At 67.2% G+C, this 26,678-nt stretch carries 25 protein-coding genes; 4 read left to right on the forward strand and 21 right to left on the reverse strand.

Going from position 1 to position 26,678, the window contains the following annotated elements; genetic code table 11:
- Positions 1 to 316 precede the first annotated feature (316 nt).
- Both LRR16_RS22705 and LRR16_RS22710 read left to right on the forward strand, forming a co-directional pair.
- Positions 317 to 751 carry an Rrf2 family transcriptional regulator gene (locus LRR16_RS22705; RefSeq protein ID WP_006577133.1) on the forward strand — a complete coding sequence of 145 codons (435 nt, stop codon included), beginning with the start codon at positions 317 to 319 and terminating at the stop codon, positions 749 to 751.
- A 104-nt stretch (positions 752 to 855) separates the two neighbouring features.
- A complete protein-coding gene (locus tag LRR16_RS22710; RefSeq protein WP_232207178.1) occupies positions 856 to 1,476 on the forward strand; it encodes an NAD(P)-dependent oxidoreductase in 621 nt (206 codons plus the stop codon).
- A gap of 198 nt (positions 1,477 to 1,674) precedes the next feature.
- Here LRR16_RS22710 and LRR16_RS22715 read toward each other — a convergent pair whose 3' ends face one another.
- The 16 genes from LRR16_RS22715 to ndk form a co-directional block, all read right to left on the reverse strand.
- Positions 1,675 to 2,238 carry a phosphoribosyltransferase gene (locus LRR16_RS22715; protein WP_006577131.1) on the reverse strand — a complete coding sequence of 188 codons (564 nt, stop codon included), beginning with the start codon at positions 2,236 to 2,238 and terminating at the stop codon, positions 1,675 to 1,677.
- Positions 2,239 to 2,370: 132 nt separating this feature from the next.
- Entirely contained in the window at positions 2,371 to 3,711 is a 1,341-nt protein-coding gene (locus tag LRR16_RS22720; protein WP_064577284.1) for an adenylosuccinate synthase, read from the reverse strand.
- Positions 3,712 to 3,807: 96 nt separating this feature from the next.
- Positions 3,808 to 4,959 (reverse strand): ATP phosphoribosyltransferase regulatory subunit, encoded by a 1,152-nt coding sequence (locus LRR16_RS22725; protein ID WP_023263801.1) that lies wholly within the window; start codon positions 4,957 to 4,959, stop codon positions 3,808 to 3,810.
- Between the two features lie 202 nt (positions 4,960 to 5,161).
- On the reverse strand, positions 5,162 to 6,052 hold the full coding sequence (hflC, locus tag LRR16_RS22730; protein WP_006577129.1) for a protease modulator HflC: 891 nt from the start codon (positions 6,050 to 6,052) through the stop codon (positions 5,162 to 5,164).
- A 13-nt stretch (positions 6,053 to 6,065) separates the two neighbouring features.
- On the reverse strand, positions 6,066 to 7,427 hold the full coding sequence (gene hflK, locus LRR16_RS22735; protein WP_006577128.1) for an FtsH protease activity modulator HflK: 1,362 nt from the start codon (positions 7,425 to 7,427) through the stop codon (positions 6,066 to 6,068).
- A gap of 102 nt (positions 7,428 to 7,529) precedes the next feature.
- Complete coding sequence (gene hflX / locus LRR16_RS22740) at positions 7,530 to 8,915, reverse strand: GTPase HflX (RefSeq protein WP_232207179.1); 1,386 nt, start codon at positions 8,913 to 8,915, stop codon at positions 7,530 to 7,532.
- Positions 8,916 to 9,088: 173 nt separating this feature from the next.
- Positions 9,089 to 9,328, reverse strand: coding sequence for an RNA chaperone Hfq (gene hfq, locus LRR16_RS22745; RefSeq protein ID WP_006577126.1), 240 nt, complete (start codon positions 9,326 to 9,328; stop codon positions 9,089 to 9,091).
- 229 nt (positions 9,329 to 9,557) lie between these two features.
- Positions 9,558 to 10,901 carry a ribosome biogenesis GTPase Der gene (gene der / locus LRR16_RS22750; RefSeq protein WP_232207180.1) on the reverse strand — a complete coding sequence of 448 codons (1,344 nt, stop codon included), beginning with the start codon at positions 10,899 to 10,901 and terminating at the stop codon, positions 9,558 to 9,560.
- A 273-nt stretch (positions 10,902 to 11,174) separates the two neighbouring features.
- The gene (gene bamB, locus LRR16_RS22755; RefSeq protein WP_370646875.1) at positions 11,175 to 12,344 is read right to left on the reverse strand and encodes an outer membrane protein assembly factor BamB; all 1,170 of its coding nucleotides are present in this window, start codon (positions 12,342 to 12,344) and stop codon (positions 11,175 to 11,177) included.
- 113 nt (positions 12,345 to 12,457) lie between these two features.
- Positions 12,458 to 13,090: a tetratricopeptide repeat protein gene (locus tag LRR16_RS22760; protein ID WP_006577123.1), complete on the reverse strand. Its 633-nt coding sequence runs from the start codon at positions 13,088 to 13,090 to the stop codon at positions 12,458 to 12,460.
- Between the two features lie 63 nt (positions 13,091 to 13,153).
- Positions 13,154 to 14,545 carry a histidine--tRNA ligase gene (gene hisS, locus LRR16_RS22765; protein ID WP_064577282.1) on the reverse strand — a complete coding sequence of 464 codons (1,392 nt, stop codon included), beginning with the start codon at positions 14,543 to 14,545 and terminating at the stop codon, positions 13,154 to 13,156.
- Positions 14,546 to 14,600: 55 nt separating this feature from the next.
- On the reverse strand, positions 14,601 to 15,887 hold the full coding sequence (ispG, locus tag LRR16_RS22770) for a flavodoxin-dependent (E)-4-hydroxy-3-methylbut-2-enyl-diphosphate synthase (RefSeq protein ID WP_064577281.1): 1,287 nt from the start codon (positions 15,885 to 15,887) through the stop codon (positions 14,601 to 14,603).
- 64 nt (positions 15,888 to 15,951) lie between these two features.
- On the reverse strand, positions 15,952 to 16,971 hold the full coding sequence (locus tag LRR16_RS22775; protein WP_232207181.1) for a RodZ domain-containing protein: 1,020 nt from the start codon (positions 16,969 to 16,971) through the stop codon (positions 15,952 to 15,954).
- Positions 16,964 to 17,830 carry a tetratricopeptide repeat protein gene (locus LRR16_RS22780; protein ID WP_232207182.1) on the reverse strand — a complete coding sequence of 289 codons (867 nt, stop codon included), beginning with the start codon at positions 17,828 to 17,830 and terminating at the stop codon, positions 16,964 to 16,966. Before LRR16_RS22780 ends, LRR16_RS22775 begins: the two co-directional genes overlap by 8 nt.
- Positions 17,827 to 18,975, reverse strand: coding sequence for a 23S rRNA (adenine(2503)-C(2))-methyltransferase RlmN (gene rlmN / locus LRR16_RS22785; RefSeq protein WP_064577278.1), 1,149 nt, complete (start codon positions 18,973 to 18,975; stop codon positions 17,827 to 17,829). The genes LRR16_RS22780 and rlmN overlap by 4 nt, the downstream gene beginning before the upstream one ends.
- 53 nt (positions 18,976 to 19,028) lie before the next feature.
- Positions 19,029 to 19,454 (reverse strand): nucleoside-diphosphate kinase, encoded by a 426-nt coding sequence (gene ndk, locus LRR16_RS22790; protein ID WP_006577119.1) that lies wholly within the window; start codon positions 19,452 to 19,454, stop codon positions 19,029 to 19,031.
- A 336-nt stretch (positions 19,455 to 19,790) separates the two neighbouring features.
- Here ndk and LRR16_RS22795 point away from each other — a divergent pair, with 336 nt between their 5' ends.
- Positions 19,791 to 20,495 (forward strand): Bax inhibitor-1/YccA family protein, encoded by a 705-nt coding sequence (locus LRR16_RS22795; protein WP_232207183.1) that lies wholly within the window; start codon positions 19,791 to 19,793, stop codon positions 20,493 to 20,495.
- A gap of 51 nt (positions 20,496 to 20,546) precedes the next feature.
- On the opposite strand, the gene rlmD is transcribed toward LRR16_RS22795, so the two are convergent.
- Complete coding sequence (gene rlmD / locus LRR16_RS22800) at positions 20,547 to 22,115, reverse strand: 23S rRNA (uracil(1939)-C(5))-methyltransferase RlmD (protein ID WP_370646876.1); 1,569 nt, start codon at positions 22,113 to 22,115, stop codon at positions 20,547 to 20,549.
- Positions 22,116 to 22,155: 40 nt separating this feature from the next.
- Between rlmD and LRR16_RS22805 the strand changes: the two genes are divergently transcribed.
- Positions 22,156 to 23,016, forward strand: a complete 861-nt coding sequence (locus tag LRR16_RS22805; RefSeq protein WP_232207184.1) for an endonuclease/exonuclease/phosphatase family protein — start codon at positions 22,156 to 22,158, stop codon at positions 23,014 to 23,016.
- A gap of 42 nt (positions 23,017 to 23,058) precedes the next feature.
- On the opposite strand, the gene LRR16_RS22810 is transcribed toward LRR16_RS22805, so the two are convergent.
- From LRR16_RS22810 to LRR16_RS22825, 4 genes are all read right to left on the reverse strand, one after another.
- A complete protein-coding gene (locus LRR16_RS22810) occupies positions 23,059 to 23,901 on the reverse strand; it encodes a 3'-5' exonuclease (protein WP_064577276.1) in 843 nt (280 codons plus the stop codon).
- The gene (gene rpoS, locus LRR16_RS22815) at positions 23,898 to 25,064 is read right to left on the reverse strand and encodes an RNA polymerase sigma factor RpoS (RefSeq protein ID WP_043438004.1); all 1,167 of its coding nucleotides are present in this window, start codon (positions 25,062 to 25,064) and stop codon (positions 23,898 to 23,900) included. Before rpoS ends, LRR16_RS22810 begins: the two co-directional genes overlap by 4 nt.
- Positions 25,065 to 25,070: 6 nt before the next feature.
- Positions 25,071 to 25,931 carry a peptidoglycan DD-metalloendopeptidase family protein gene (locus LRR16_RS22820; protein ID WP_232207185.1) on the reverse strand — a complete coding sequence of 287 codons (861 nt, stop codon included), beginning with the start codon at positions 25,929 to 25,931 and terminating at the stop codon, positions 25,071 to 25,073.
- Between the two features lie 8 nt (positions 25,932 to 25,939).
- Positions 25,940 to 26,678 (reverse strand): protein-L-isoaspartate(D-aspartate) O-methyltransferase (locus LRR16_RS22825; protein WP_232207186.1); only part of this gene is annotated, 739 nt, incomplete at its 5' end.

The raw sequence follows: 26,678 nt of genomic DNA on the forward strand, positions 1-26,678 counted from the left end.
CTTGCGCGGCCGACGACCATCTTTCACTGCTTGCGGCGCGCTGGCAACCGCTCGAACCGACCAAACCAACCGGCCGAACCGACGCGCGACTGCGCCGCCCCTTGCGCCGGGCACGACCGTCATCGCCGCGCCTCGGCATCAACGCGCAGTGTATCAGCTTCAGTGGCGCTTCCGGCATTCTGTCGAGTTCGTGTCTGCATCGCTTGCCGGCCGCTTGCCCGCCGATCGCCCGGCGCCCTTCCCTCCATCGTTTTCCGCCGCGGTTGACAGTCGGATTATATGTAACTACGATGGTTTCACTTGTTCGTTCTCCGCCATGTCCACCAGCAGCCGATTCGCCGTTGCCGTCCATATCCTGACCCTGCTCGCCAGCGCCGACGAGCCGCTGCCTTCGTCGCTGATCGCCGGCAGCGTCGGCACCAATCCCGCGCTGATTCGCCGTCTGATCGGCGTGCTGGCGCAGGCGGGACTGGTCTGCACCGCGATGGGCGCGGCGGGCGGCGCCTCGCTGGCACGAGCCGCGAACACGATCACGCTGCGCGATGTGTTCCGCGCGGTGGAGTCGGACAGCGTGATCGGGCTGCATGCCGGCGCACCGAATCCGGCCTGCATGGTCGGGCGCGAGATCACCGGCGCGCTGACCCGCATCACCGACCGGGCGCAGGCCGCGATGGAGGAGAACCTGGCGCAGACGACGATCGCCGGCATGCTGGCCGACGTCGAGCGATCGGCCCGGGCGCGGCGACGCTGATTTTTTTGTCCGCATATTTTTTGTCCGCATATGTAACCAAAGTAGTTTCATATGCGAATCTCTCTTTGCTTCCTCGCGAAGCCAACCTGTGAAGGAGTTCCATCATGCAAATCGCCATCCTGGGTGCCACCGGACGCGTCGGCAGCCGCATCGCCGACGAGGCGCTACGCCGCGGCCATACCGTGACCGCGATCGCTCGCCACGCCGGCACGCTGGCGGATCGTCCGGGCCTGAAACGGCTGGACGCGGATATCGCCGATCCGGCCAATACCGCAAAGCTGGCGCCGGCCCTGGCCGGTCACGATGCGCTGGTCAGCGCAGTGCGCTTCGCGCAGGCGGGGCCCGAGCCGCTGCTGCAACTGGCCCGCCAGGCCGGCGTCAAGCGCGTGGCGGTGGTCGGCGGTGCCGGCAGTCTGTATGTCGCACCCGGCGTGCAGCTGGTCGACACGCCTGAATTTCCGGCGGCCTACAAGGACGAGGCGCTGGCCGGCCGCGACTTCCTGAATGCGCTGCGGGGAGAAAACGAGCTGGACTGGGTCTTCCTGTCACCGTCCGCGCTGCTGGAGCCAGGCCAGCGCACCGGCAGCTATCGCGTCGGCAAGGACGAGCTGCTGAGCGATGCCAACGGCAAGAGCTGGATCTCGATGGAGGATTTCGCCGTCGCGCTGATCGACGAGCTGGAGCGGCACGCGCATTCGCGCGAGCGGTTTACGGTGGGGTATTGAAGAGAAACGCAACAGGTGCGCTGCCCTCTCCCCCGGCCCCTCTCCGGCAAGCGGGAGGGGTAGAAAACCAATTGGGTTCGCCTCTTCCCTCAGGGGAAAGAAAACCGACAAGCGTCGATTCGCGCCGATTGGGTTCTCCCTCTCCCCCTCAGGGGGAGAGGGTTGGGAAGAGGGGGTGGTTTGAACCGGTCAAAAAATTCAGCCCTGACCGCCCTCGCCCTCTGCCCGCTTGCCGCGCTTGAGCCAGGCGGCCAGGTTGTGCGGACGCAGCGTGTCGTATTCCTCGAACGGCTGATGGATCCACGGATTGGTCGGCAGGAAGCTGACGTGATAGTCGGGCTTGACCTTCGAGCAGGCCTTGTACCACAGCACCGCCGAACGGACTTCGGTCACCGCGGGATAGCGCTCCTGCAGATGGCGGCCGACGCGCTCCAGCGTCACGCCCGAGTCGACCAGATCATCGACCAGCAGGATGCGCCCGCTGAGCTCGCCGCGCGTCATCGTGATGTACTGCGCGATATCGAGATCGCCCTGCACCGTGCCGGCCGCCTCGCGGTAGCTGCTGGTGGCCAGGATCGCCAGCGGCACGTCGAAGATGCGCGACATCTGGTCGCCGACGCGCAGGCCGCCGCGCGCCAGGCACAGGATCTTGTCGAAACGCCAGCCCGACTCGTGCACGTTCAGTGACAGGCGGGCAATCAGCCGGTGGTATTCGTCCCACGAGATCCACAGGTTCTCGTCATCGTTCTGGGGCAGGGTCATCGCTTGCTCTTCGTCGCTGCTTTGTAATAGGGGGTTCCCGTGCGCGGGATACAGTAAGGCCCGCTTGCGCGGGCCGTCATTCCATCGAAGGCCGCGGTTTGCCCGCGGCTCGCGCCGGATCAGATCACCGAATCAGACCAGATACGGATGGCGCAGCAGAATGGTTTCGTCGCGGTCCGGACCGGTCGAGATCATGTCGATCGGGATGCCGACCACTTCCTCGATGCGCTTCAGGTACTGGCGCGCGGCCTCGGGCAGCGCGTCCCAGCTCTTGATGCCGAACGTCGATTCGTTCCAGCCGGCGAAGTCCTCGTAGATCGGCTCGCAGCGCGCCACCGCGTCCGAGCCGCGCGGCAGCATGTCGATCTGCTTGCCGTCCAGCGTGTAGCCGACGCACAGGCGGATCGTATCGAGACCGTCGAGCACGTCCAGCTTGGTCATGCACAGGCCCGACACACCGTTGATCTGCACCGAGCGCTTCAGCGCGGCGGCATCGAGCCAGCCGGTGCGGCGCGGACGGCCGGTGACCGAGCCGAATTCCTTGCCGACATTGGCCAGGCGCACGCCGACCGGATCCTGGCGGCGGGGATTGTCGTTGTCGTACAGCTCGCTGGGGAACGGGCCCGCACCGACGCGGGTGCAATAGGCCTTGGTGATGCCCAGGATGTAGTGCAGCCGGCCCGGACCGACGCCGGCGCCCGCGGTGGCGGCGCCCGCCACGCAGTTGCTCGAGGTCACGAACGGATAGGTGCCGTGATCGACGTCGAGCAGCGTGCCCTGCGCGCCCTCGAACATCAGGTTCTGGCCGGCGGCGTTGACCGCGTACAGCTCGGCCGACACGTCGGCGACCATCGGCGCCAGGCGCGGCGCATAGGCCAGCGCCTCGTCCAGCGTCTGCTGGAAGTCCACCGCCTCGGCGCCCAGGTACTGGGTCAGCATGAAGTTGTGGAAGTCCAGGTTCTCGCGCAGGCGTTCGGCGAATTGCTGCGGATCGAACAGGTCCTGCACGCGCAGCGCGCGGCGGGCCACCTTGTCCTCATAGGCCGGGCCGATGCCACGGCCGGTGGTGCCGATCTTGCCGGCGCCACGGCGCAGCTCGCGCGCCTTGTCGATCGCCACGTGGTACGGCAGGATCAGCGTGGCCGCTTCGGAAATGCGCAGGCGGTTCTGCACCTGCAGGCCGGCCCCTTCCAGTTCCTCGATCTCGCGGAACAGCGCCTCGGGCGACAGCACCACGCCGTTGCCGATATAGCAGACGGTGCCTTCGCGCATGATCCCCGACGGGATCAGCCGCAGGATCGTTTTCTTGCCGCCGATGATCAGCGTGTGGCCGGCATTGTGGCCACCCTGGAACCGCACCACGCCCTTTGCATGATCGGTAAGCCAATCGACGATTTTTCCTTTGCCTTCGTCACCCCACTGGGTGCCGATCACGACGACGTTGCGTCCCTGGCTTACTGCTGAAGCGGACATGTTGAACTGGTCAGAAGGTTAAAAACGTATTCTACTCTTGTTGCGGGCCGATCCCCGATTTTGCGGGGAGAACCGCTCAGTCGGGCGAACCGGCGCTCAGCGCGGCACCACCACCCAGCGGCTACCGTCGCGCACCAGCTGGCGGTCGCAATTGAACTCGTCGAGCTCGTGCGTGTGGCCCGGCAACGACTGGATCACGATCTCGCCGCCCTCGCGCAGCGCCGCGATCGCGGTGCGCAGCGCGGGATCGGCGTCCCACGGCGCGAAGATGGCCAGTGCGCGCACCTCGACCGGTGACAGCGCCGCCACCTCTCGCAGGTCCAGCGAAAAGCCGGTGGCCGGACGCGCGCGGCCGAAGGCCTCGCCCACCTTGTCGTAGCGGCCGCCGCGGGCAACGTGGTTGGGCAGGCCCGCCACGTAGGCGGCGAACATGACTCCACTGTGATAGTGGTAACCGCGCAGATCGGCAAGGTCGATGTTGACCGTGGCGCCGCGCACCTCGCCGGCCAGGAAGGCCAGCTCGTCCAGCGCGCGGCCGATGGCCGGGCTGGCCGGCAGCACCGCGCGGGCCCGCTCGATCACCTCGGGGCCGCCGTACAGCGTCGGCAGCGCCAGCAGCGCGTCGCGCTCGACCTGCGGGAATCCGGTGGTCAGCTCGCGCAGGCCCGGCACATCCTTGTTCTCGAGCGCATCGAACAGTGCCTGCTCGTTGCTGCGCGCCGGCGGCAGGCCGTCGAGCAGCGCCGCGACGATGCCCGCGTGGCACAGGTCCAGCCGCACCTCGCCCAGGCCAGCGGACTGCAGCGCGGCCAGCATCAGGTTCTGGATCTCGACGTCGGCCTCGAGACCGGCATGGCCGTAGATCTCGGCGCCGACCTGGATCGGCTCGCGCGTCGCGTGAAAGCCCGCCGGGCGCGCGTGCAGCACGTTGCCGGCGTAGCACAGCCGCGTCACGCCAGGACGGTTCAGCAGGTGCGCGTCGATGCGGGCGACCTGCGGCGTGATGTCGGCGCGCAGGCCCATGGTGCGGCCCGACAGCTGGTCGACCAGCTTGAAGGTACGCAGATCCAGGTCGTGGCCGGTGCCGGTCAGCAGCGACTCGATGTATTCCAGCAGCGGCGGCATCACCAGCTCGTAGCCGTAGGTGCGGAACAGATCGAGCATGCGGCGGCGCAGCTCCTCGATCTTGCGGGCCTCCGACGGCAGCACGTCGGCGATGTTCTCGGGCAGGAGCCAGTGGTTGGACATGGTGCTTCTCAGATTCGTGTGGATCGCGGGCCGGGGGCGGGCGGCTCGCACAAAAGGGGCATCGGTCAGCGGACGGCGCCGATGGCGCACCGTCCTGCGAGCGAACAAAACCCCGGCAAGCCGGGGTTCGGGCACAGCGGACTACCGCATTGACGCACTCACCGAAGACCGGGCTGTCGCACTGCGGAGGCCGGCACGCTCGCTAGCGGCGGGTCGCCGTCTGCGCGCCGCCCGACGAGCGCATGTAGCGGAAGAACTCGGAGTCCGGCTCCAGCACAAGCACGTCGCGCTTGTCGCGGAAGGTGTTGCGATAGGCTTCCATGCTGCGCCAGAACTGCGCGAACTGCGGATCGCGTCCGAACGCGTCGGCGTAGATCTGCGAGGCGCGGGCATCGCCCTCGCCCTTGATCTTCTGCGCTTCGCGATAGGCCTCGGCCAGCACCACCTCGCGCTGGCGGTCGGCGTCGGCGCGGATCTTCTCGCCCTCGGCCGCGCCGGTCGAGCGCAGCTCGTTGGCGACGCGCTTGCGCTCGGCTTCCATCCGGCGGTAGACCGATTCGCTGATCGCCGGCAGCAGGTCGACGCGCTTCAGGCGCACGTCGAGAATCTCGACGCCGACCGACTGGCCGTACTCGGTCATGCTGTTGCGGATGTTCTGCATGACCTTGTCGCGCTCGCCGGCGACCACCTCGGCGACGGTGCGGCGCCCGAACTCCTCGCGCGCGGCGGCATCGATCCGCTGCGTCATGCGGTCCTGCGCGCCGCGCAGGTTGCCGCCGAAGGCGACGAAGAACTTGCGCGGATCGGTGATTCGCCATTTGACGAACCAGTCCACCATCATGCTCTTCTTCTCGGCGGTCAGGAAGCGCTCGCCGGCGGCCACGTCGATCGTCTGCAGGCGGCGGTCCATGAAGACCACGTTCTGCAGCGGCGGCGGCAGCTTGAAATGCAGGCCGGGGTCGCGCACCACCTGCTTGATCTCGCCGAAGGCGAACACCACGGCGTACTGCCGCTGGTCGACCACGAACACCATCGAGGAGGCAATCGCCAACACGATGAAGAGGCCGATGGCATAGGAAATCAGTCGGTTCATCTCGGTTCTCTCCTCAACGGGAATCGCGATCGCGATTGCGCAGCGCTTCGCGCGAACGCGTGTCGGCGCTGGCGTCCGGCACCGGTGCCGGCGTGGCCGGCGGCGGCACCGCGCCCGCCATCCCGCGGGAATCGCCCTGCGACTGCGCCATCAGCTTGTCCAGCGGCAGGTAGAGGAGATTGTTGCCCTGTTTCGTATCGACCAGCACCTTGCTGGTATTGGCGTAAATCTGCTGCATCGTTTCCAGATAGATGCGGTCGCGTGTGACCTGGGGCGCCTTGGCGTACTCGTTCTGCACCTGGCGGAAGCGCGAGGCATCGCCCTCGGCCTGCGCGATCACGCGGGCCTTGTAGGCCTGCGCCTCCTCGGCCAGGCGCGCGGCGGTACCCTGGGCGCGAGGAATCACGTCGTTGGCGTAGGCCTGGCCTTCGCTGATCGCGCGCTCGCGGTCCTGGCTGGCCTTGTTGACGTCGTCGAAGGCGGCCTGCACCTGCTCGGGCGGCTGCACGCTCTGCACGTTCACCGAGATCACGCGGATGCCGGTCTTGTAGGCCGACAGGATCGCCTGGATCGACTTGGCCAGGCCCTGGGCGATCTGCTCGCGGTTCTCGTACAGCACGGAATCCATCTTGTTGCGGCCGACGATCTCGCGCACCGAGGTCTCGGCGGCCTGCGTCACCAGTTCCTCGTCGCCGCCGCGGTCGGTCTTGTTGAAGAACAGGAATTCGGTCGCGTCCTGGATGTCGTACTGCACCGTGAAGCGGACGTCGATGATGTTCTCGTCCTGCGTCAGCATCGACGAGTCCTTCAGATTGCTGTCCTTGATCGAGGTCGAACGGCCGACCTCGACCGAGCGCACGGCCGACAGGTTGACGATCTCGGCCGACTGGATCGGCCACGGCATGCGCCAGTTGATGCCGGGGCCGGTGGTGTATTTGAACTTGCCGAACTGCAGCACCACCGCGGTCTGGCCTTCCTGCACCATGAAGAAGCCGCTGGCCAGCCAGATCGCGATCACCGCGACCGCGATGACGCCGGCACCGATGCCCGATCCCTTGCCCGGCGTACGCGTGCCGCCGCCGAAGTTCTGGTTGTTGTTGCCGCCGCCGTTGTCCTTGCGGCCCAGCAGGCTGTTCAGGCGGCGATTGAAGTCGCGCCACAGCTCGTCCAGGTCCGGCGGACCGTCCTGCGGGCGCTGGTTCTGACGGCCGTTGTCGCGTCCGCCGTCGCGCCCATCCTTGTCCTCGTCGTCCTTGTCGCCACGGCCCCAGCGGGGATCGTTCAGCGACAGGATCGCGCGCAGACGCTGCCAGCTGCTCGGCCGACGGGCGCCTCGGGCAAGGCTTGTATCAGAGGTCCGGGAGAACTGGGGCATGTAGGGCACGGTTCCGGGAAAGTTGTAACGAGGGGATTCTAGCAGCCATCGACGCCACTTTTGCTCATTTGATGCCGAAGGCGGCGCATGGCGCCGCCCGCATCAGTCGGCGTCGCGATCGGGAAGACGACGATTGGCCCGTGCCTGGGGGTCCGAACCGGGGTCCGGACTGCGGTCCGAATCGGGGTCCGGATCGGGGTCCAGATCGGGCTCCGAATGCGGATTGGCGTCTTGCGCATCCGGCCGGGCATCGGCGCCGGAATCGGCAAACTCGGCGCCATCGGCCCCATCGGCACCATCGCCCTCCCACTGGCGGCGTTCGTGCAGGTCCTGCAGCCGCGGGTCGGCGGGGTCCGGCGCGGCCGGCCGCTCGGCCAGCCAGCGCGCGACATCGACGATCGCATCGCGCAGGCCGTCCAGTCCGATGCCGTCGCGCGCGCTGATGTAGACGCGCACCGGCACGCCGTCCTCGTTGCGTTCGATGCGGGGACCGTGCTCGAGCAATTCGGGCGCCGCGTCGATCTTGTTCATCACGACGATCTGCGGAATGTCGGCCGCGTCGATCTCGGCGAGCACGCGATTGACCTGTTCGATCTGCTCGTGGCGCACCGGACTGGCGGCATCGACCACATGCAGAAGCAGATCGGCATGCACGGTCTCTTCCAGCGTGGCGCGGAACGCCGCCACCAGTTGCGTGGGCAGGTCGCGGATGAAGCCGACCGTATCGGACAGCACCACATTGCCCAGGCCATCCAGATAGAGACGGCGCGAGGTCGTATCGAGCGTCGCGAACAGCTGGTTGGCCGCATAGGCGCGCGCCTTGGTCAGCGCGTTGAACAGCGTCGACTTGCCCGCGTTGGTATAGCCGACCAGCGAAATGCTCAGCGTCTCGTTGCGCGCGCGGGCACGGCGCTGCGTGCTGTGCTGGCGCTGCAGCCGCGACAGATCCGTCTTGAGCCGCTTGGCGCGGTCGTCCAGCATGCGGCGGTCCAGTTCGAGCTGGCGCTCGCCGGGGCCGCCGCGCATGCCGATACCGCCCTTCTGCCGCTCCAGGTGGCTCCAGGCGCGAACCAGACGCGAGGCGCGGTATTGCACCTGGGCCAGTTCGACCTGCACCTTGCCGACATGGCTCTGCGCGCGCTGGCCGAAGATATCGAGGATCAGGCCCGTGCGGTCGATCACGTGCCGGTTCAGGAAGCGTTCGAGATTGCGCTGCTGCGCGGGGCTCAACGCGTGGTTGAACACCACCACGTCGGCGTCGAGCGCGTCGGCCGCTTCCTTCAGTTCCTCGGCCTTGCCCGAGCCGATGAACAGCGCCGGGTCCGGACGCGAACGCTTGCCGGTCAGGGTGTGCACCGGCGTGGAACCGGCGGTGGACGTCAGCAACGCCAGTTCGCTCAGGCTCTCTTCGAAATCGTGCTTGCCGAAATCGACGCCGACGAGAATGGCGCGGGTGGGTTCGGAGGGGGAAGTGGCTCTAGGTTGCAAGCTCGGGGCGCACAGCGGCGCGGGAAAAAACGGGGATCAGGAACAGGAAGGCGCGCTCCGCAAAACACGACGATACAAAGAACGATGCCGCGCCAGCACCGGATGGCGCTGGCGCGGCGTCGGAGCGTGATTGCCGCGCGTGCGCGCGGCGGGAAATACGTGCGGCGTCGGAATCAGCCTTCCGCGGAGTCGTCGACGCGGAAATTGACCGCGCGCGCGGGAACGACAGTGGAAATTGCATGCTTGTAGACCATCTGCGTCACCGTGTTACGCAGCAGGACGACGTATTGGTCGAACGATTCGATATTACCTTGCAGCTTGATGCCATTGACGAGGTAGATGGAAACCGGCACGTGCTCCTTGCGCAGCGCGTTCAGGAACGGGTCTTGTAGCAATTGCCCTTTGTTGCTCATGGCACACTCCAAATTTATAGATTTAGTGATCAATGATGGGGATCGATATCCCCGGTTTCAAGTCGGACGACGCAAGATCGCGTCAAAAAAAGTCAAAACGGTACCAGGCCGGCATCAACCAGCGGGGGCTCCCGCTAGTGTGAATTTAGCCGCAGTTCCAAACGAACGCAAACGAAACTTCGGCGCCACAGACGGACTGCGGCGCCCCCATCTGGCCGCCTTTTCCGACTCAATCCTTCGAGTCCGCGTACGGGTTTTTGTTCGTACGAAATTCGATTCGAAGCGGTGTTCCCTTCAGATTGAAGGCCGCACGGAAACGCCCTTCCAGAAAACGCCGATAGGTTTCCGGCACCGCGTTCAGCGAGTTGCCGTGCACGACGATGATCGGCGGATTGGAACCACCCTGGTGCGCGTAGCGCATCTTCGGGCGAGTCGCGCCGACGCGGCGCGGCTGCTGGAAGGCCACCGCGTCGTGCAGCACGCGGGTCAGCTTCGGCGTCGGCATCTTGAGCATCGCCGCGGCGTACGCCTCATCGACCGAGCGCAGCAGCGGGCCGATGCCGGTGCGCTCGCGCGCGGAGATGAAATGGAAGTTGGCGAAATCGAGGAACTGCAGCTTGCGCTGCAGATCGTGCTTGATCCGGTCGCGGGTATGGCCGTCCAGCCCGTCCCACTTGTTGACGCCGACCACCAGCGCCCGTCCCGATTCGACGATGAAGCCGGCGATATGGGCGTCCTGCTCCGACACGTCCTGCTGGGCGTCCAGCAGCAGCACCACTACGTTCGCATCGGCGATCGACTGCAGCGTCTTGACCACCGAGAACTTCTCGATCGCCTCGAACACCTTGCCCCGCTTGCGCAGGCCGGCCGTGTCGATCAGCGTGTACGGCTTGCCGCCCCGTTCGAACTCGACATAGATCGCATCGCGCGTGGTGCCCGGCATGTCGAACGCGATCACGCGCTCCTCGCCGATCAGCGTATTGACCAGCGTCGACTTGCCGACGTTGGGGCGGCCCACGATCGCGATCTTGGTGCCGCGCGTGTTCTGGTCCTCGGGCTCGGCCAGCTCGGGACGCTGCTCGACCGCGGCCTCCAGCGCCTCCTCGATCAGTTCGCGCACGCCGTCGCCGTGGGTGGCCGAGATCGCATAGGGGTCGCCCATGCCGAGCTCGTAGAAGTCGGCCGCGACCGCGGTGTACTTCATGCCCTCGGCCTTGTTGACCGCCAGCATCACGCGGCGGCCGGTCTTGCGCAGATAGTCGGCGATGACCAGGTCCTGCGGCGCCAGGCCGAGGCGGCCGTCGACGATGAAGATCACGACGTCGGCCTCGACCACGGCCTGCCGGGTCTGCTTGGCCATCTCGGCGACGATGCCTTCCTTGGCCACCGGTTCGAAGCCGCCGGTATCGATGACGATATACGGACGGTCGGCGCCGCGCCCCTCGCCATAATGGCGGTCGCGGGTCAGGCCCGGCAGGTCCGCGACCAGCGCGTCGCGCGAGCGGGTCAGGCGGTTGAATAACGTCGACTTGCCCACATTGGGGCGGCCGACGAGTGCGATCACTGGTTTCATGCAAATCGTGGAGGGCCACGCCGGGCGCGGTGCGCCGGGCATGCCTCCAAAGAATCAGGTTGGTCCGACAGCCTGGCGCAACGCGCCGGGCCGGCAATCCTGTCGGGTGAAATCAAGTCGCGGGCCATGGCCCGCATGACGCATGCGGCCGACACCGCCATTGCGGCGGGTCGGCCATGCTGTCGGGTCCGGCGATCGCGCGCACCGACAGGTGAGCGCGCGGTTACCGGCAGGACGCCCGCCGTGGCGGCCGCCCCTGTTTCGGTCAGCGCTTCAATCCGGAATATAGCCGTAGACGTCGCCCCCTCGGCTCTGCACCACCAGAGTCTGGCCGGCCACCACCGGTGCGGCGGTGATCGGGCTGCTGCCGGCTCGCACGCGCGCGACGAACTTGCCGTCCTCGCGTGACAGGAAATGCAGGTAGCCCTCGAAGTCGCCGAACACCACCGAGCGGCCCAGCGCCAGCGGCATGCCGAGCGGACGGTTGCGCAGCTGCTCGTTGCGCCAGCGCTCGTTGCCGTTCTGGCGGTCGAAGGCATAGACCACCGAATTCTCGTTGGCGGCAAACAACGACACGTCGTCCTGGGTCGGGCCCACCGGCGACGAGAAGTCCTTGCCCCACTGCGGCTGGCCGTTGGCCAGTTCCAGGCAGGCGATGCGGCCCTGGAAGGTCGTCGCACAGACCTGGCGGCCGTTGATCATCGGCAGGCCCGTCACGTCGTTGAGCCGCTCGATCTCGGACACACCCTTCGGATACGAGATCGTGCTCTCCCAGCGCAGCACGCCATTGGACGGGGCCAGCACGCCCAGCTTGCCGCCGGGGAAGCCCATCACGATGCCGTCGCCGGCGAACACCATGCCCATCGCGGCGCGCAGGTTCAGCGGCGTCTGCGCGCGCTGGTAGATCCAGCGGCGCTCGCCGGTCTGCGCATCGAGGCCGAGCACGCGGGTATCGGTGGTGCGCACGACTACCAGGTCATGGCCGACCAGCGGCGACGACAGGATCTCGCCATTGATCTGCTTCTTCCACAGCTGCTTGCCGCTGGCATCGAAGGCGAACACCACGCCCTTCTCGCCCGCCACCGCGGTCACGTTGCCGTCGCTGCCGGGACCGGTGGTCAGGTCGACGTCGGTGTCGACCTTCCACAGCGTGCGGCCGCTGGTGGCGTCCAGCGCCATCACGTCGCCGCCGTGCGACGACACATAGACCTTGTCGCCGACCGCGACCGGCTGCAGCGAATACGGGCCGCTCTTGCCGACGCTGGCGCGCCAGGCTTCCTTGACCGTCAGCGTCTGCGTGACCGGCTGCAGTTGGGCCGGCGGATTCTTGTCGGCCTTGCCGAACAGCGAGCAGCCAGCCAGGGCGGTGGCACAGGCAACGACGAGCGCCTGGGTCAAGCGAACAGGGCGAGAGATCCGGGCAGCGCCGTTGGGCATCGACATCATCTGGTTGCGTTCCTGAAAAAAGGTGGGAAGCGAAATGGGGAGCGTTCTGTCAGCAATGGACCACGGCCGATGCAGCGGCCGGGCCGGTGCATCGGTGGCGGCGGCCCTGCTTACGCGGTACCCAGGGCGTCCAGCTTGAACTGGATGATCTGGCGCATGCCGGCCTCGTCGACGCCGAGCTTGTCGAGCGCCTGGCGGTAGGCCGCGCGCGCCTCGTCGCGCTTGTCCTGGGCGGCCAGCAGATCGCCGCGGCGGTCCGCATACAGCGCGACGAACGGGCTCGGCGGCTCGTTCTTCAGCAGCGCCAGCCCCTGGTCGTAGGCCTTCTCGTCGAGCAGCACGCCGGCCAGCCGGACGCGCGCCAGGTGCTGGTACTCGCCATCACCGTGATCGACCGCCCATTGCAGCTGGCTCTTGGCGCCGGCCAGATCGCCGGCCTCGTACAGCACCTTGGCCGCGACCAGCGCGGTCATCTGCCCATAGGCAGTCTTGCCGTACTTGTCCTCGAGGTCGCCGGCCGCGCGCTTGGTGCGCTCGACATCGCGGGCCTCGGCGGCCTTCAGCACCTGTTCGTACAGCACCGCGGCCTCGCCGGCCTGCTTGCGCTGCCACCAGTTCCAGCCGTTCCAGGCCGCGAAGGCCAGCAGGCAGGCGATCAGCAGCCAGGTCAGGAAGTTGCCGTACTGGCGCCACCATGCCTTGATGTTTTCAAGCTGTTCCTGCTCTTCCAGATCGTAAGCCATCTCGTGGTTTCAACCGCGTTGGTTTGTCGTCGGGCAAGCGCGCGCATCAGCGCGGCGCCTGCGTCATTGAAGGTCTTCGCCGGCCTCGCCGCCCATGCCGGCGACCATCGATTCGACCAGATAGTCGACCAGGTCCTCGGCGGGCACCGTGGCCTGCTGGCCGTTGTTCTCGGTCTGCCCGTCCGCGGCACGCAGGGCCTTGACCTGCACCACGCCGGCGGCCAGCTCGTCCTCGCCAATGATAACGGCATGCGAAGCCCCGCTCGCGTCGGCGCGTTTCATCTGCGACTTGAAGCTGCCGCTCTTGCCGTCCGCGGTGGCGTGCACGACCACGTCGAAACCGGCGTCACGCATGCGCTCGGCAGCGATCATGGCCTGCTGCGCGGCGGCCTCGCCCTGGTGCACGACATAGACGTCGCAGGCATCGGCCTGGCGCGCCAGGCCTTCCTCGCGCATCAGCTCGATGATCCGCTCGATCCCCATCGCCCAGCCGCAGGCCGGCGCCGGCTTGCCGCCCATCTGCGCGATCAGCGGATCGTAGCGGCCGCCGCCGGCGATCGTGCCCTGCGCGCCGAGCTTGTCGGTGATCCACTCGAACACCGTCAGGTTGTAGTAGTCCAGCCCGCGCACCAGCCGCGGATTGATCGTGAACGGAATATTGTTGGCCTTCAGCAGACGCTGCACGCCCTCGAAGTGGGCCAGCGAGGCCTCGCCGAGGAAGTCGATCAGCTTCGGCGCGTTCGCCGCCATCTCCTGCAGCGCGGGGTTCTTGGTGTCGAGCACGCGCAGCGGGTTGGTGTACAGGCGGCGCTTGCCGTCCTCGTCGAGAATGTCCTGGAAGCCTTCCAGATACTGGATCAGTTCCTGGCGATGGGCCGCGCGCTCGTCGGCCTGGCCCAGCGAATTGATCTCCAGCCGCACGCCGGTCAGGCCCAGGTCGTCCCACAGCCGCTGGCACATCAGGATGATCTCGGCGTCGACATCGGGGCCGGCAAAACCCAGCGCCTCGGCACCGAGCTGATGGAACTGGCGATAGCGGCCGCGCTGCGGACGCTCGTGACGGAACATCGGACCGGTGTACCACAGGCGCTTCGGGCCGTCGTACAGCAGGTTGTGCTCGATGGTCGCGCGCACTACCGCTGCCGTGCCCTCGGGACGCAGCGTCAGTTGCTCGCCGTTCAGCGAATCGGTGAAGGAATACATTTCCTTCTCGACGATGTCGGTGACCTCGCCGATGCCGCGCACGAACAGCTGGGTCGGCTCGACGATCGGCGTGCGGATCTGCTGGTAGCCGTAGGCGCGCAGCATCGCACGGGCCGCCTGGTCGAACTGTTCCCACAGCGGGGCGTCGGCGGGCAGCATGTCGTTCATGCCCTTGACACCCTGCAGCGCGCGGGCCTTGCCTGGGTTCTGGGCGCCGCCGTTGGCCGGCGCCGGATTCTCGGATGCGTTCATGGTTGTCATTCTGTTGCTGGGGCGCGTGGCCGATCACTGGCCGATCATTGGCCGATCATTGGCCAATACTGGCCGCCGCGCTCCCCTTGCCGTAGTGCGTCCGCACGTATTCGTCGACCATCGCCTGGAATTCCTCGGCGATCCGCTCGCCGCGCAGAGTCTTTACCTTGACGCCGTCGACGAACACCGGCGCCGCCGGCGACTCGCCCGAGCCTGGCAGCGAGATGCCGATATTGGCGTGCTTGCTCTCGCCCGGACCGTTGACGATGCAGCCCATCACGGCCACATCCATCTCCTCGACGCCGGGATACTCGGTCTTCCATACCGGCATCTGCGCGCGCAGGTACGACTGGATGCTGGCGGCCAGCTCCTGGAACACCGTGCTGGTGGTGCGCCCGCATCCCGGGCACGCGATCACCATCGGCGTGAAATTGCGCAGGCCCATCGTCTGCAGGATCTCCTGCGCGACATGGACCTCCTTGTCGCGCGACGCCCCGGGCTCGGGCGTCAGCGAAATGCGGATCGTGTCGCCGATGCCTTCCTGCAGCAGCACCGCCAGCGCCGCGGTCGACGCGACGATGCCCTTGCTGCCCATGCCGGCCTCGGTCAGTCCCAGATGCAGCGGATATTCGCAGCGGCGCGCCAGTTCGCGGTAGACCGCGATCAGCTCCTGCACCTGCGACACCTTGCACGACAGGATGATCTGGTCGCCCGGCAGGCCGATTTCCTCGGCGCGCTGCGCGGACTCGATCGCCGACGTGATCAGCGCCTCGATCATCACGCTCTGGGCGGGCCACGGTTCGGCGCGCCGGCCGTTCTCGTCCATGATGCGCGCCAGCAGGTCCTGATCCAGGCTGCCCCAGTTGACGCCGATGCGCACCGGCTTGCCGTGCCGGCAGGCCATCTCGATCATCTGCGCGAATTGCGTGTCGCGCTTGGCGCCCTGGCCGACGTTGCCCGGATTGATGCGGTACTTCGACAGCGCCTGCGCGCAGGCCGGATGGTCCTGCAGCAGCTTGTGTCCGTTGTAATGGAAGTCGCCGACCAGCGGCACGTCGACGCCCATGCGGTCGAGCTGGTCGCGGATCGCCGGCACCGCCGCGGCGGCTTCCGGCGTATTGACCGTGATGCGCACGATTTCGGAGCCTGCGCGCGCCAGTTCCTTGATCTGGATCGCGGTGCCGACCGCATCGACGGTGTCGGTATTGGTCATCGACTGCACGCGCACCGGCGCGTCGCCGCCGATCGTCACCACGTTGTCGCCCCAGACCACGCGCGCCTGCCGAGCGCGGCGGCGCGGCAGCGATCCGGGCAGTACGGGCAGACAGGCCTGTGCGTTCATGGGGTTACCTCGTTGCTTTGGCGTGTGGTCGACGAACGGGAACGATTCGGGACCGACGGATCAATCAGGGCAGCGTCAGGCGCGCCACGTTGTTGCGGTTGGCCGCCTGCAGATCGACCGGCTCGCCGTTGCGGGTCATCGCGGCGACACCCTTGACGTTGCCGATCACGACCTTGTACGGCGCCGTGCCACCACCGACGACCTCGTCGCCGGCCTTGGCGGTACCGCCCAGCACGACCTTGCCGCTGGCGTCGCGGACCTCATACCAGGTCGGCGCGCTAAAGCGCAGCTGCAGCTCGCCGGCGGCCGGCGTGGCGGTCGCGACAGGCGCCGCCGCTGGCGATGCCGCCATCGGCGCCGACTCGTTCGCGGTGGCGGACGGAACGGTCACCGGGGCCAGCGGGGTCGCCAGCGTGGCGGACGCATTGGCAGTACCGGTACCGGTGCCGGTGGCGCCTTCCGTGCCGGTCGCGGCGCCCGGTGCCTCGCTGGCGGCGCCGCCCATCACATGCGGCAGCACCGCGGTCACGGTGCCCGATTCGGACTCGACCGCGGTTTCGGGGCCCGACTGCGTGAACTGCTGCTCGCGCGCATCGAGCCATTGCTTGACATGGTCGACGCCGAACAGCGCGCCGGCGCAGACCACGGCCGCGACCAGCGCGAGCCAGACCCAGCGCCCGCCGGTACCCGATGCCGAAGCGCCGCTGCTGCGGAAGCGCCGGCGATCGTCGAAGCTCGCGTTCAGGCTGCCCTGGCGGCGGATCGCCACCTCGGGCGCCGGCGGCGCGGCCTGGGCATGGAACCGGGCCAGCAGCGCGTCGATATCGACCTGCAGCAGGCGCGCGTAGGCGCGCATCAGACCCTTGGCGAACGTCAGATCGGGCAAGGCGTCGACATTGCCGGATTCGATCGCATCGACCTTCTGCGCCGGCACCTTCAGCCGCGCGCCGACGTCGTGGATCGACAGCCCCTGGGCCGCGCGTGCCTTCGCCAGGCTCGCGCCGATCTCCTGTGCGACCGCGTTGGCGCTGCCGCTCGCATTGGTCGAGACGGCCTGGCCCTCGGCGCGCTCGTGCTCATTCATCCCATGCTCCTTGTTGGTATGCGCTCGACTCCCGCGAGTCCGGGAAGCGCTTATGTAATTGCGTCAGCAATGCCTGCTGCGCGGCCGCGTCTCCCTCGCGGTGCGCAATGCGGGCGCCCAGCCACAGCGAGGCCGGACTGGCGAAGCGTCCCGCATTGACCTGCGCCGCCTCCACACGGGCGCGCGGCAGATCGCCCTGCTTCCAATACAGCAGCCCGAGCTGGGTGTGCGCGGCCGCATGGGTCGCGGCATCGCTGGCGGCATCGCTCGAATAGGCGCCCGCCATCGTGGCCGGCTGCGCGACTGCCGCGGTCAGGCTGCGGTGCGCAGCCGCCAGATCGCCCTGGCGCAACTGGCAGGCGCCGAGGCTGGTCAGCATCCTGGCTGTGCCACCGGCCGAGGGCGCGGTCACCGCGCGCTGCAGCTGGGCCAGCCCTTCGGCATAGCGCCCCTGCTCGCACAGCAGCCAGCCATAGTTGTTCAGCAAGTCGCCGTCGTCCTGGCGGCGCGACAGCGCGGCACGAAAGCTTTGCTCGGCCTCGGCGGGCCGCCGCAGCGCCATTTGCGCCAGCGCCTGGACGTGATAGGCGTCGGTCAGGTCCGGATCGAGCGCGATCGCCTGCCGGGCCTCATCGAGCGCGATCGCGCTCTGGCCGGCCTGCAGATAGCGCGAGGCCAGTTGCAGCCGCAGCGCGGCGCGCTGATGCGCAGCAGCCGGTGCGGGATCGGCGTCCCGCGCCTGCGGCGCCTGCTGTCCCGGCGTGCCCTGCGTACCGGGTGTGCCGGTCGACTGGCACGCGCTCAGCAGTGCCAGCCCGGCCAGAACCACGGCGGGCAGACCGGCAGGCAGACGCCTCATGCAGATCGCGCCTCCCCGCCCGGCGCCGCCACCACTGGCGGAATCTTGCCGAAGCGGCCGCGCTCGGCAAGCCGGGTGCGATCCTGCACGCGGCCCTCGGCGGCGAGCTGGCCGCAGGCGGCGTCGATATCGTCGCCGCGCGTCTTGCGGATCGTCGTGACGATGCCGGCGTCCATCAGCACCTGGGCAAAGCGCCGGATCTGCTCGTTGTTCGAGCGCTTGAGCCCCGATTCGGGGAAGGGATTGAACGGGATCAGGTTGAACTTGCATGGCACGTCGGCCACCAGCTTCAACAATTCCCGCGCATGCTCGACGCCGTCGTTGACGCCGTCCAGCATGCAGTATTCGAAGGTGATGAAGTCGCGCGGGGCGAACTCCAGATAGCGGCGGCAGGCCGCCATCAGCTCGGCCAGCGGGTACTTGCGGTTCAGCGGCACCAGCCCGTCTCGCAAGGCATCGTTGGATGCGTGCAGCGACACGGCGAGCGCGACCGGCAGGTCCCTGGCCAGGCGGTCCATCATCGGCACCACGCCGGACGTGGACAGCGTGACGCGGCGGCGCGACAGCCCGTAGGCGTTGTCGTCCAGCATCAGCCGCATCGCCGGCACGACCTGGTCGTAGTTCAGCAGCGGCTCGCCCATGCCCATCATCACCACGTTGGAGATCACGCGATCGTCCTTCGGACCGCGCCCCAGCTGCGAGCGCATCGCGAATTCGGCCATCCAAAGCTGGCCGATGATCTCGCCGGTGGTCAGATTGCGGGAGAAACCCTGCTTGCCGGTCGAACAGAAGCGGCAGTTGACCGCACAGCCGGCCTGCGAGGAAACGCACAGCGTGCCGCGCGTTTCCTCGGGGATATAGACCGTTTCGACCGCATTGCCGTTGCCCACGTCGAGCAGCCACTTGCGCGTGCCGTCCGCCGACACGTGGTCGGTGATCGCCGATGGCGCGCGGATCTCGGCGCGCGTGGCCAGCTTCTGGCGCAGCGACTTGGCCAGGTCCGACATCTCGTCGAACTGGCTGGCGCCGAACTGGTGGATCCAGCGCTGCAGCTGCCGCGCGCGAAACGGCTTCTCGCCGAGCTCGCCGCAATAGGCGGCAAGCCCGTCCGCATCCAGATCGAGCAGGTTGACGAGTGCGTTCATGACGGCAGCGGGGCTTCGGGTAGCAGTCTAGTGTCCGGGTTCAGGCCAGACAATCAGCGCGAGTAAACGTTCATGCCGGGGAAGAAGAACGACACTTCGACGGCCGCGGTTTCCGGGGCGTCGGAGCCGTGCACGGCATTGGCGTCGATGCTGTCGGCGAAATCGGCGCGGATCGTGCCCTTCTCGGCCTTCTTCGGGTCGGTGGCGCCCATCAGCTCACGGTTCTTCGCAATCGCGTTCTCGCCTTCGAGGACCTGGATCATCACCGGGCCCGACACCATGAAGTCGACCAGATCCTTGAAGAACGGGCGCTCCTTGTGGACCGCGTAGAACTGCTCGGCTTCGCCGCGCGACAGATGCGCCATCTTGGCGGCCACGATCTTCAGGCCGGCGGCCTCGAAACGGGCGTAGATCTGACCGATGACGTTCTTGGCCACGGCATCCGGCTTGATAATCGACAGGGTACGTTCGATCGCCATAAAAACTCCGAAAAATGAAGGGGTTACCAAATTGGGAAACACAAGATTCTAGCACGAGACCCCAATCGTTTCGAGAGCGGGCGGCGGCGAAACGAAAGGGGCTGCATCCCCAACATTATCGCGGCGCACCATCGCCGCGATATGGGACAAAGGGACGGGAACACCGGCGCCTCCCATCGATCCAAGGCAACGTAAGCGCCTCATCTGTTCCTCGACGGTTTCGCGATTTTTAGTGCCTCTTGAATCACTCTGCACTTGCAATCGTGCAAGGACGATGCCACATTGGCGAGGTGTCCGCCGGCGCTTCCGGCACCGCCCTTTGAATGAGGAGTCATCATGAACGACAAGCTGAATACCTATGGGTTCGGCAATGCCGGCGCGACGGCGGGAGCCGTCACCGTCCGCAATCGGGTCTTGCGCAATACCTACTGGCTGCTGGCGCTGTCGCTGGTGCCGACCGTGCTCGGCGCCTGGATCGGCGTGGCCACCGGCTTCAGCTTCATGGCCGCCAGCCCGGGCCTGTCGCTGATCCTGTTCCTCGCGATCGCCTTCGGCTTCTTCTTCGCGATCGAGAAGACCAAGAACAGCGCCATGGGTGTCGTGCTGCTGCTGGCCTTCACCTTCTTCATGGGCCTGATGCTGTCCCGGCTGATCGGCTCGGTACTGCAGTTCTCGAACGGGCCCGCGCTGATCATGTATGCGTTCGGCGGCACCGCGGCGGTGTTTGCCGCGATGGCGACCATCGCCACGGTCAGCAAGCGCGATTTTTCCGGCCTGGGCAAGTTCCTGTTCGTCGGCGTGATCCTGCTGATCCTGGCCAGCGTCGCCAACATCTGGCTGCAGCTGCCCTCGCTGATGATCACCGTCTCGGTCATCGCGATCGGCATCTTCTCGACCTACATGCTGTACGACGTGCAGCGCGTGGTGAACGGCGGCGAGACCAACTACATCACGGCGACGCTGGCGATCTATCTGGACATCTACAACGTCTTCGTCAATCTGCTGGCGCTGCTGGGCATCTTCGGCGGCAGCCGCGAATAAGCGATCGCTTCTTCACCGCCATGACGAAGGGCCGGCAATGCCGGCCCTTTCTTATTGCCCCGCTGCTTGCCGGGGCGTTCGCCCGGACCCGGCCGCGCGCTCGAACACCGCGATCGATTCGACGTGCGAGGTGTGCGGGAACATGTTGACCACGCCGGCGCCGCGCAGCCGATAGCCGGCTTCGTGCACCAGCAGGCCGGCATCGCGTGCCAGCGTGGCCGGATTGCAGGATACATAGACGATACGGTCAGGCAGCACGTCGCTGCCGGCCTGCGCCAGTTCGGCCAGCGCCTTGCTGACGGCCAGCGCGCCTTCCCGCGGCGGGTCGACCAGCCAGCGGTCGAACCGTCCCAGCGCCGCGATATCCTCCGCGCCGACCTCGAACAGGTTGCGGCACGCGAAAGCTACCTTGTGTGCCAGGCCGTTGTAGTCGGCATTGGCCAGCGCCCGCGCGGTCAGCGCCTCGCTGCCCTCGATGCCCATCACCTCGCGCCCCTGCGTCGCCAGCGGCAGCGTGAAGTTGCCGATGCCGCAGAACAGATCCAGCAACCGGTCGCCCGGCTGGGCGTCCAGCAGGCGCAGCGCGCGCTTGATCAGCACGCGGTTGATCTGATGGTTGACCTGGGTGAAGTCGGTCGGCTTGAACGGCATGCGAATGCCGAATTCCGGTAACGTATAGGCCAGTTCGCGATCGAGCGGATAGAACGGCACCACCGTGTCCGGGCCCTTGGGCTGCAGCCAGAACTGCACGTTGTGCTGGTCGGCGAAAGCGCGCAACAGGTCGCGATCGGCATCGTTCAGCGGCTCGAGGATCCGCAGCACCAGCGCGGTGACATCCTGGCCGACCGCAAGCTCGATCTGCGGCATGCGGTCGCGAATGGACAGTCCGGCCACCAGCTCGCGCAGCGGCACCAGCATCGCCGACACATGCGGCGGCAGCACCTCGCACGACGTCATGTCGGCGACATAGCTGCTCTTGCGCTCGTGAAAGCCGACCAGCACCCCGCCCTTCTTGGCCACGTGGCGCACCGTCAGGCGGGCACGGAACCGATAGCCCCAGTCCGGTCCGGCGATCGGCCGGAACACCATCTCGGGCTTCACCTTGCCCAGATGCCACAGATTGTCCTCGAGCACGCGCTGCTTGATCGCCAGCTGCGCGCGCGCGTCCAGGTGCTGCATCGAACAGCCGCCGCAGACGCCGAAATTGACGCAGCCCGGCTGCACCCGCATCACCGACGGATCGCGAACCTCGACCAGATGCGCCTGCTCGAAGCTCGGCTTGCGGCGATAGCTATGGTAGGCCACCGTTTCGCCGGGCAGCGCGCCCTCGACGAAGATCACCTTGCCGGGCGTGCCGTCCTCGTTCACCAGCCGTCCGACACCGCGCGCCTCCATGTCGAGGCTGTCGATCCTGACGGTCGGATGGGCCTGGGCCTCAGTACCGGCGGCCGACGCGTTGGCCGATGCGGCGGCACCGCCACGCTTGCGGACGGGAGCGGGCGAGGCGACCGGCTGTTGCACCGGCTCGGGAGCGGATTGCGGGGAAGACACGGCTTGAGACACCAGCGGGACCTGACGTATTGTTTTGCGAAAGCGCGATTGTAGACCAGTCGCCGCGATCGGAATGGGCGAGGCGACGGCCGTCCGGCAGAGGCAAGCGATGGAACTGATCGACTGGAACATTCAATGGGGGCGCGGCTGCGACGGCCAGGTCGACCTCGCCCGCACCGTGGCGACGCTGCGCGGACTGGCCGACTTCGACGTGCTGTGCCTGCAGGAGGTGACGCGCGGCTTCGGCGAGATGCCGGGCGACCCGGGTGCGGATCAGGTCGCCGAACTCGCGGCCCTGCTGCCGGGTTACCAGTTGCTGTTCGCGCCGGGCGTCGACCGCTTCGGGCCCGACGGCATGCCCCGCCAGTTCGGCAATCTGATCGCGACGCGGCTGCCCGTAACCGAAGTATTCCGCCATGCGCTGCCGTGGCCGGCCGATCCGACGGTCGCTTCGATGCCGCGCGTCGCGCTGGAAGCAACGGTGATGGTCGGCAGCCAGCGGGTGCGTGTCATCTGTACGCATCTGGAGTACTACTCGGCCTTGCAACGCAACGCGCAGGCAGAGGCCCTGCGCACCTGGCATGCCGAGGCCTGCCAGCATGCGGCAAGGCCCGGCCCGGCGGAACAGCGCTTCGGCCCGTTCACGCCCGAGCCGCGCCCGCGCAGCGCCATCCTCTGCGGCGACGTCAACAGCAAACCGGACGACACCGCCTACCAGAGGCTGACCGCGCCGTTCGACGACGGCACGCCGGCGTGGCGCGATGCCTGGCTGCATCTGCATCCCGGCCAACCGCATGCACCGACCTGCGCGCTCTACGACAAGGCGCAATGGAACGAGCCGCCATTCGCCTGCGACTTCGTGCTGGTGACCGAGGATCTGCTGGAGCGGGTGACGCGGTGCGAGGTCGACGGCAGCACGCAGGCATCGGACCATCAACCGCTGCGCCTGTCGCTGCGCGACTTCGATTAAGGAAGCAAGGGAACGACGAGCGCAGCCGCGCCGCCTGACTGCTCAGTCGATCGGTTCGTCGTCGGCCACGCGGCTCGCCGGCTGCAGCTGGAAGGCGCGCAGATATTCCATCCATTGCGGCCCGGGCAGTTCCGCCAGCGATTCCTGGACCAGTTCGACTTCGGCATCGAACTCGCGCGGCGTCAGCCCGCCGCGCATCATCTGGAAGCGGCAGTACATCAGGTAGGTGTTGACGACGTCGGTTTCGCAGTAGGCGCGGATCGCGCCGATCTGCCCTTGCTGGAACGCCTCCCAGACCTTGCTGCCGTCCATGCCCATCTTGCCGGGGAAACCGCACAGCTTGGCGAGGTCGTCCAGCGGCGCGCTGGCACGTGGCTGGTACATCGCCAGCAGATCCATCAGATCCAGATGCCGCATGTGATAGCGGCTGATGTAGTTGTTCCACTTGAAGTCGCGGCTGTCGTCGTCGCGGCCCTCGCCCATTTCCCAATAGCGCGGCGCGCTGACGCCGTGGACCAGTCCGCGATAGTGCAGTACCGGCAGGTCGAAGCCGCCGCCGTTCCATGACACCAGTTGCGGACTGTAGCGCGCGATCAGTTCGTAGAAGCGCTGGATCAGCGTCGCTTCGCCATCGTCTTCGCTGCCTAGCGAGCCGACGTGGAACAGCGCGGTGCCGTCGCGTTGCGTGCGGCGCAGCACGCAGGAGATCGCGACCACGCGTTGCAGATGCAGGGGGAGAAAATCGCTGCCGGTCTTTTCGCGGCGGGCGGCGAAGGCCAGCTGCGCGACTTCGGCATCGGAGAGGCCCGGCGGATGGTCGTGCAGACGGCGCAGGCCGGCGACATCGGGAACCGTCTCGATGTCGAATACCAGCACAGGCGTCATAGCACCGCGTCCTTGCGCACCCCTTGCGAAGCGAAATGCCGCTTGAGCTTGACCAGCGCTTCCTGCTGGATCTGGCGCACGCGCTCGCGCGTCAGCCCCATCTCCTCGGCCAGCTCTTCCAGCGTGGCCGGCTCGATATGGTTCAGGCCGAAACGGCGCTCGACGACATAGCGGTGCTTCTCGGACAGTCGCGCCAGCCACAGCTTCATCAGGTTCTCGAGCTCGCGGTGTGCGACCTCCTGGTCCGGCGCGGCATTGTGTTCGTCCGAGAGGAAATCGAGCAGGCTCGAACCCGGATCGAGATCGAACGGCGTATCGAGCGAGGTCGTGTGTTCGTTCAGTGCGAGCACGTCCTGCACTTCGTCGGGGGTCTTGCCGAGCAGATGCGCGATGTCCTCGAGACTGGCATCGCGTCCGTCGGTACCGCCCTTCTCCAGATGCCGCTTGGCGCGCAGCACCTGATTGAGTTCGCGGATCACGTGCACGGGCAACCGAACGGTACGCGCCTGGTTCATGATCGCGCGCTCGATGCTCTGCCGGATCCACCAGGTGGCATAGGTCGAGAAACGGAAGCCGCGCGAGGGATCGAACTTCTCGATCGCATGCATCAGGCCGAGGTTGCCCTCCTCGATCAGATCGAGCAGCGGCACGCCGCGATTCAGATAGCCCTTGGCGATGCTGACAACCAGGCGCAGGTTGCGCTCGATCATGACCTGACGCGCGGAGAAATCGCCGTCCTTGGCCAGCGTCGAGAAATGGAGTTCTTCGGGAGCCGACAACAGCGGCTTGATGCTGATGCGGTTCAGATAGTGCTGGACAGTATCGGCGGCGAGTTCGGTATGCAGGGCGCTGCGGAATTCGTCCTGTTCGGTGGCGACCGCTTCGGTCGCGCCCTCTTCCTCGTCGTTCTCGCGCTCGCTTTCGTCATCGTCGCGCGCGACCGCGTCGCCGTCGTCCGCCATCAGGTCGGCCTCGCGCAGACCTACTGTGCCCGCACCGGGCGCGATCGGTTCGTCGGTCAGGGGAATCAGCTCGGCCGCCAGGTCGTGATCGTAGCCATCGGCTTGCCCGTCACGATGTGCCACACCAGAACGTGTTTCCGGTTGCTTGGCGCGACGGGTGCGGCTGGCGGTTCCGGAGGAGACTGTTTTCTGGCGTGGCATGAACCCTCACTGTGGCGGCAAATACCGCATCGGATCGACCGGTTTCCCGTTCCTGCGAACTTCGAAATGCAGTTTCACGCGATCGGCATCGGTGTTGCCCATCTCTGCAATTTTCTGACCCCGGCGGACCGTTGCCTGTTCGGTCACGACAACCTTGTCGTTGTGGCCGTAGGCAGTAAGAAAAGTCTCGTTGTGTTTGATGATGACAAGATTCCCGTAGCCGCGCAAGGGGCCTACGTGAATCACCCGACCGTCGTCCGCGGCGAGCACCGCATCGCCGCGCTGACCGCTGATATCGATGCCCTTGTTGCCCTTCTCGTCGAAGCGTCCGAGCAGCGAACCGCGCGCGGGCCATGCCAGCTGGATCGCGCCATCCGCGGCCGCACCCGGGATCGGCGCTGCGGCGGCGGGAGCCGACGCGCCTGCGGGCGGGGTCACGCCCGGCGTGGTGGCCGGCGGCAGTCCCGCCTGTTCGAGCGGCTGGCCCTGGACCCCGGCCGGCGCGACCGGCATCGTCGCGACGCCCGTCGCCGCATTGACGTCCGCGCCCGGCGGCACGATGCGCAGCAGCTGGCCGACCTCGATCTGATTGGCGTTGACGATATTGTTCCAGGCCGCGACATCGCGATACGACTGGCCGTTCTCGAGGGCGATCCGATACAGCGTATCGCCGCGCTTGACCCGATAGTAGCCAGGGGGCGCGGGCTCGACCGGGGCGATCGTGGTCCCGGTACCGCCGGCGGTGCGGTCGATCACGGGCGCGGGCATCGGCGAGGAAGCGCAGGCGGCCAGCAGGGCTGCCAGCAGCGAGGCGGTGGCGAGCTGGCCCGCGCGGATAAGACGTTGCGAAGTCACGGTGTTGTGCATAGTTCGACTCAGGTGGTGCCCGATTTTAATGGCACAAAGAAAACGGCTTCAAGCGCGGTGCGGTGAAAGCGATGCCGGCTTCGGCGCTCGATCAGCAGCAATTGCTGCGTCACGGCCTGCCCCTGCTTATGCCCTTCGGCGCCGGCGGACGCGACCGCGACCGGCGCGATCAGCCGACCGCCGACCGCCAGCTGTTCCAGCAGCGCCTCGGGCACTTCCATGCCCGCCGCTGCCAGGATGATCGCGGAGAACGGCGCGGCCTGCGGCAGCCCCAGCATGCCGTCGCCATAGTGCAGGCGCAGATTGGGCAGGCGCAGCGCGCGCAAATTGGCCTTGGCCTGTTCGTGCAGCGGCCGGATCCGCTCGATCGAAAACACGTCGCGCGCGACCAGGCTCAGCACCGCGGCCTGATAGCCGCAACCGGTGCCGATCTCCAGCACGCGCTCGAGCGGCTGCGCGGGCGTCAGGCCATGGCGCAGCAATTCGATCATGCGGGCGACCACCGACGGTTTCGAGATGGTCTGCTGATGGCCGATCGGCAGCGCCGCGTCCTCGTAGGCCTGCGAGGCCAGCCCTGGTTCCAGGAACAGATGGCGCGGCACGGTGGCGATCGCCTGCAGCACGCGCTCGTCGCGGATGCCGCCGCTGCGCAGCCGCGCGGCCAGCGCCGCGCGCGCGCGGTCCGAGGCCATGCCGCCGCCGCCCACGCTCGCCGCGATGGTGCGGGCCTGCACCGCGCTGCCCGGC

Origin of the sequence: Cupriavidus sp. UGS-1 (assembly GCF_021213615.1) — a bacterium.
Lineage (GTDB): Bacteria > Pseudomonadota > Gammaproteobacteria > Burkholderiales > Burkholderiaceae > Cupriavidus.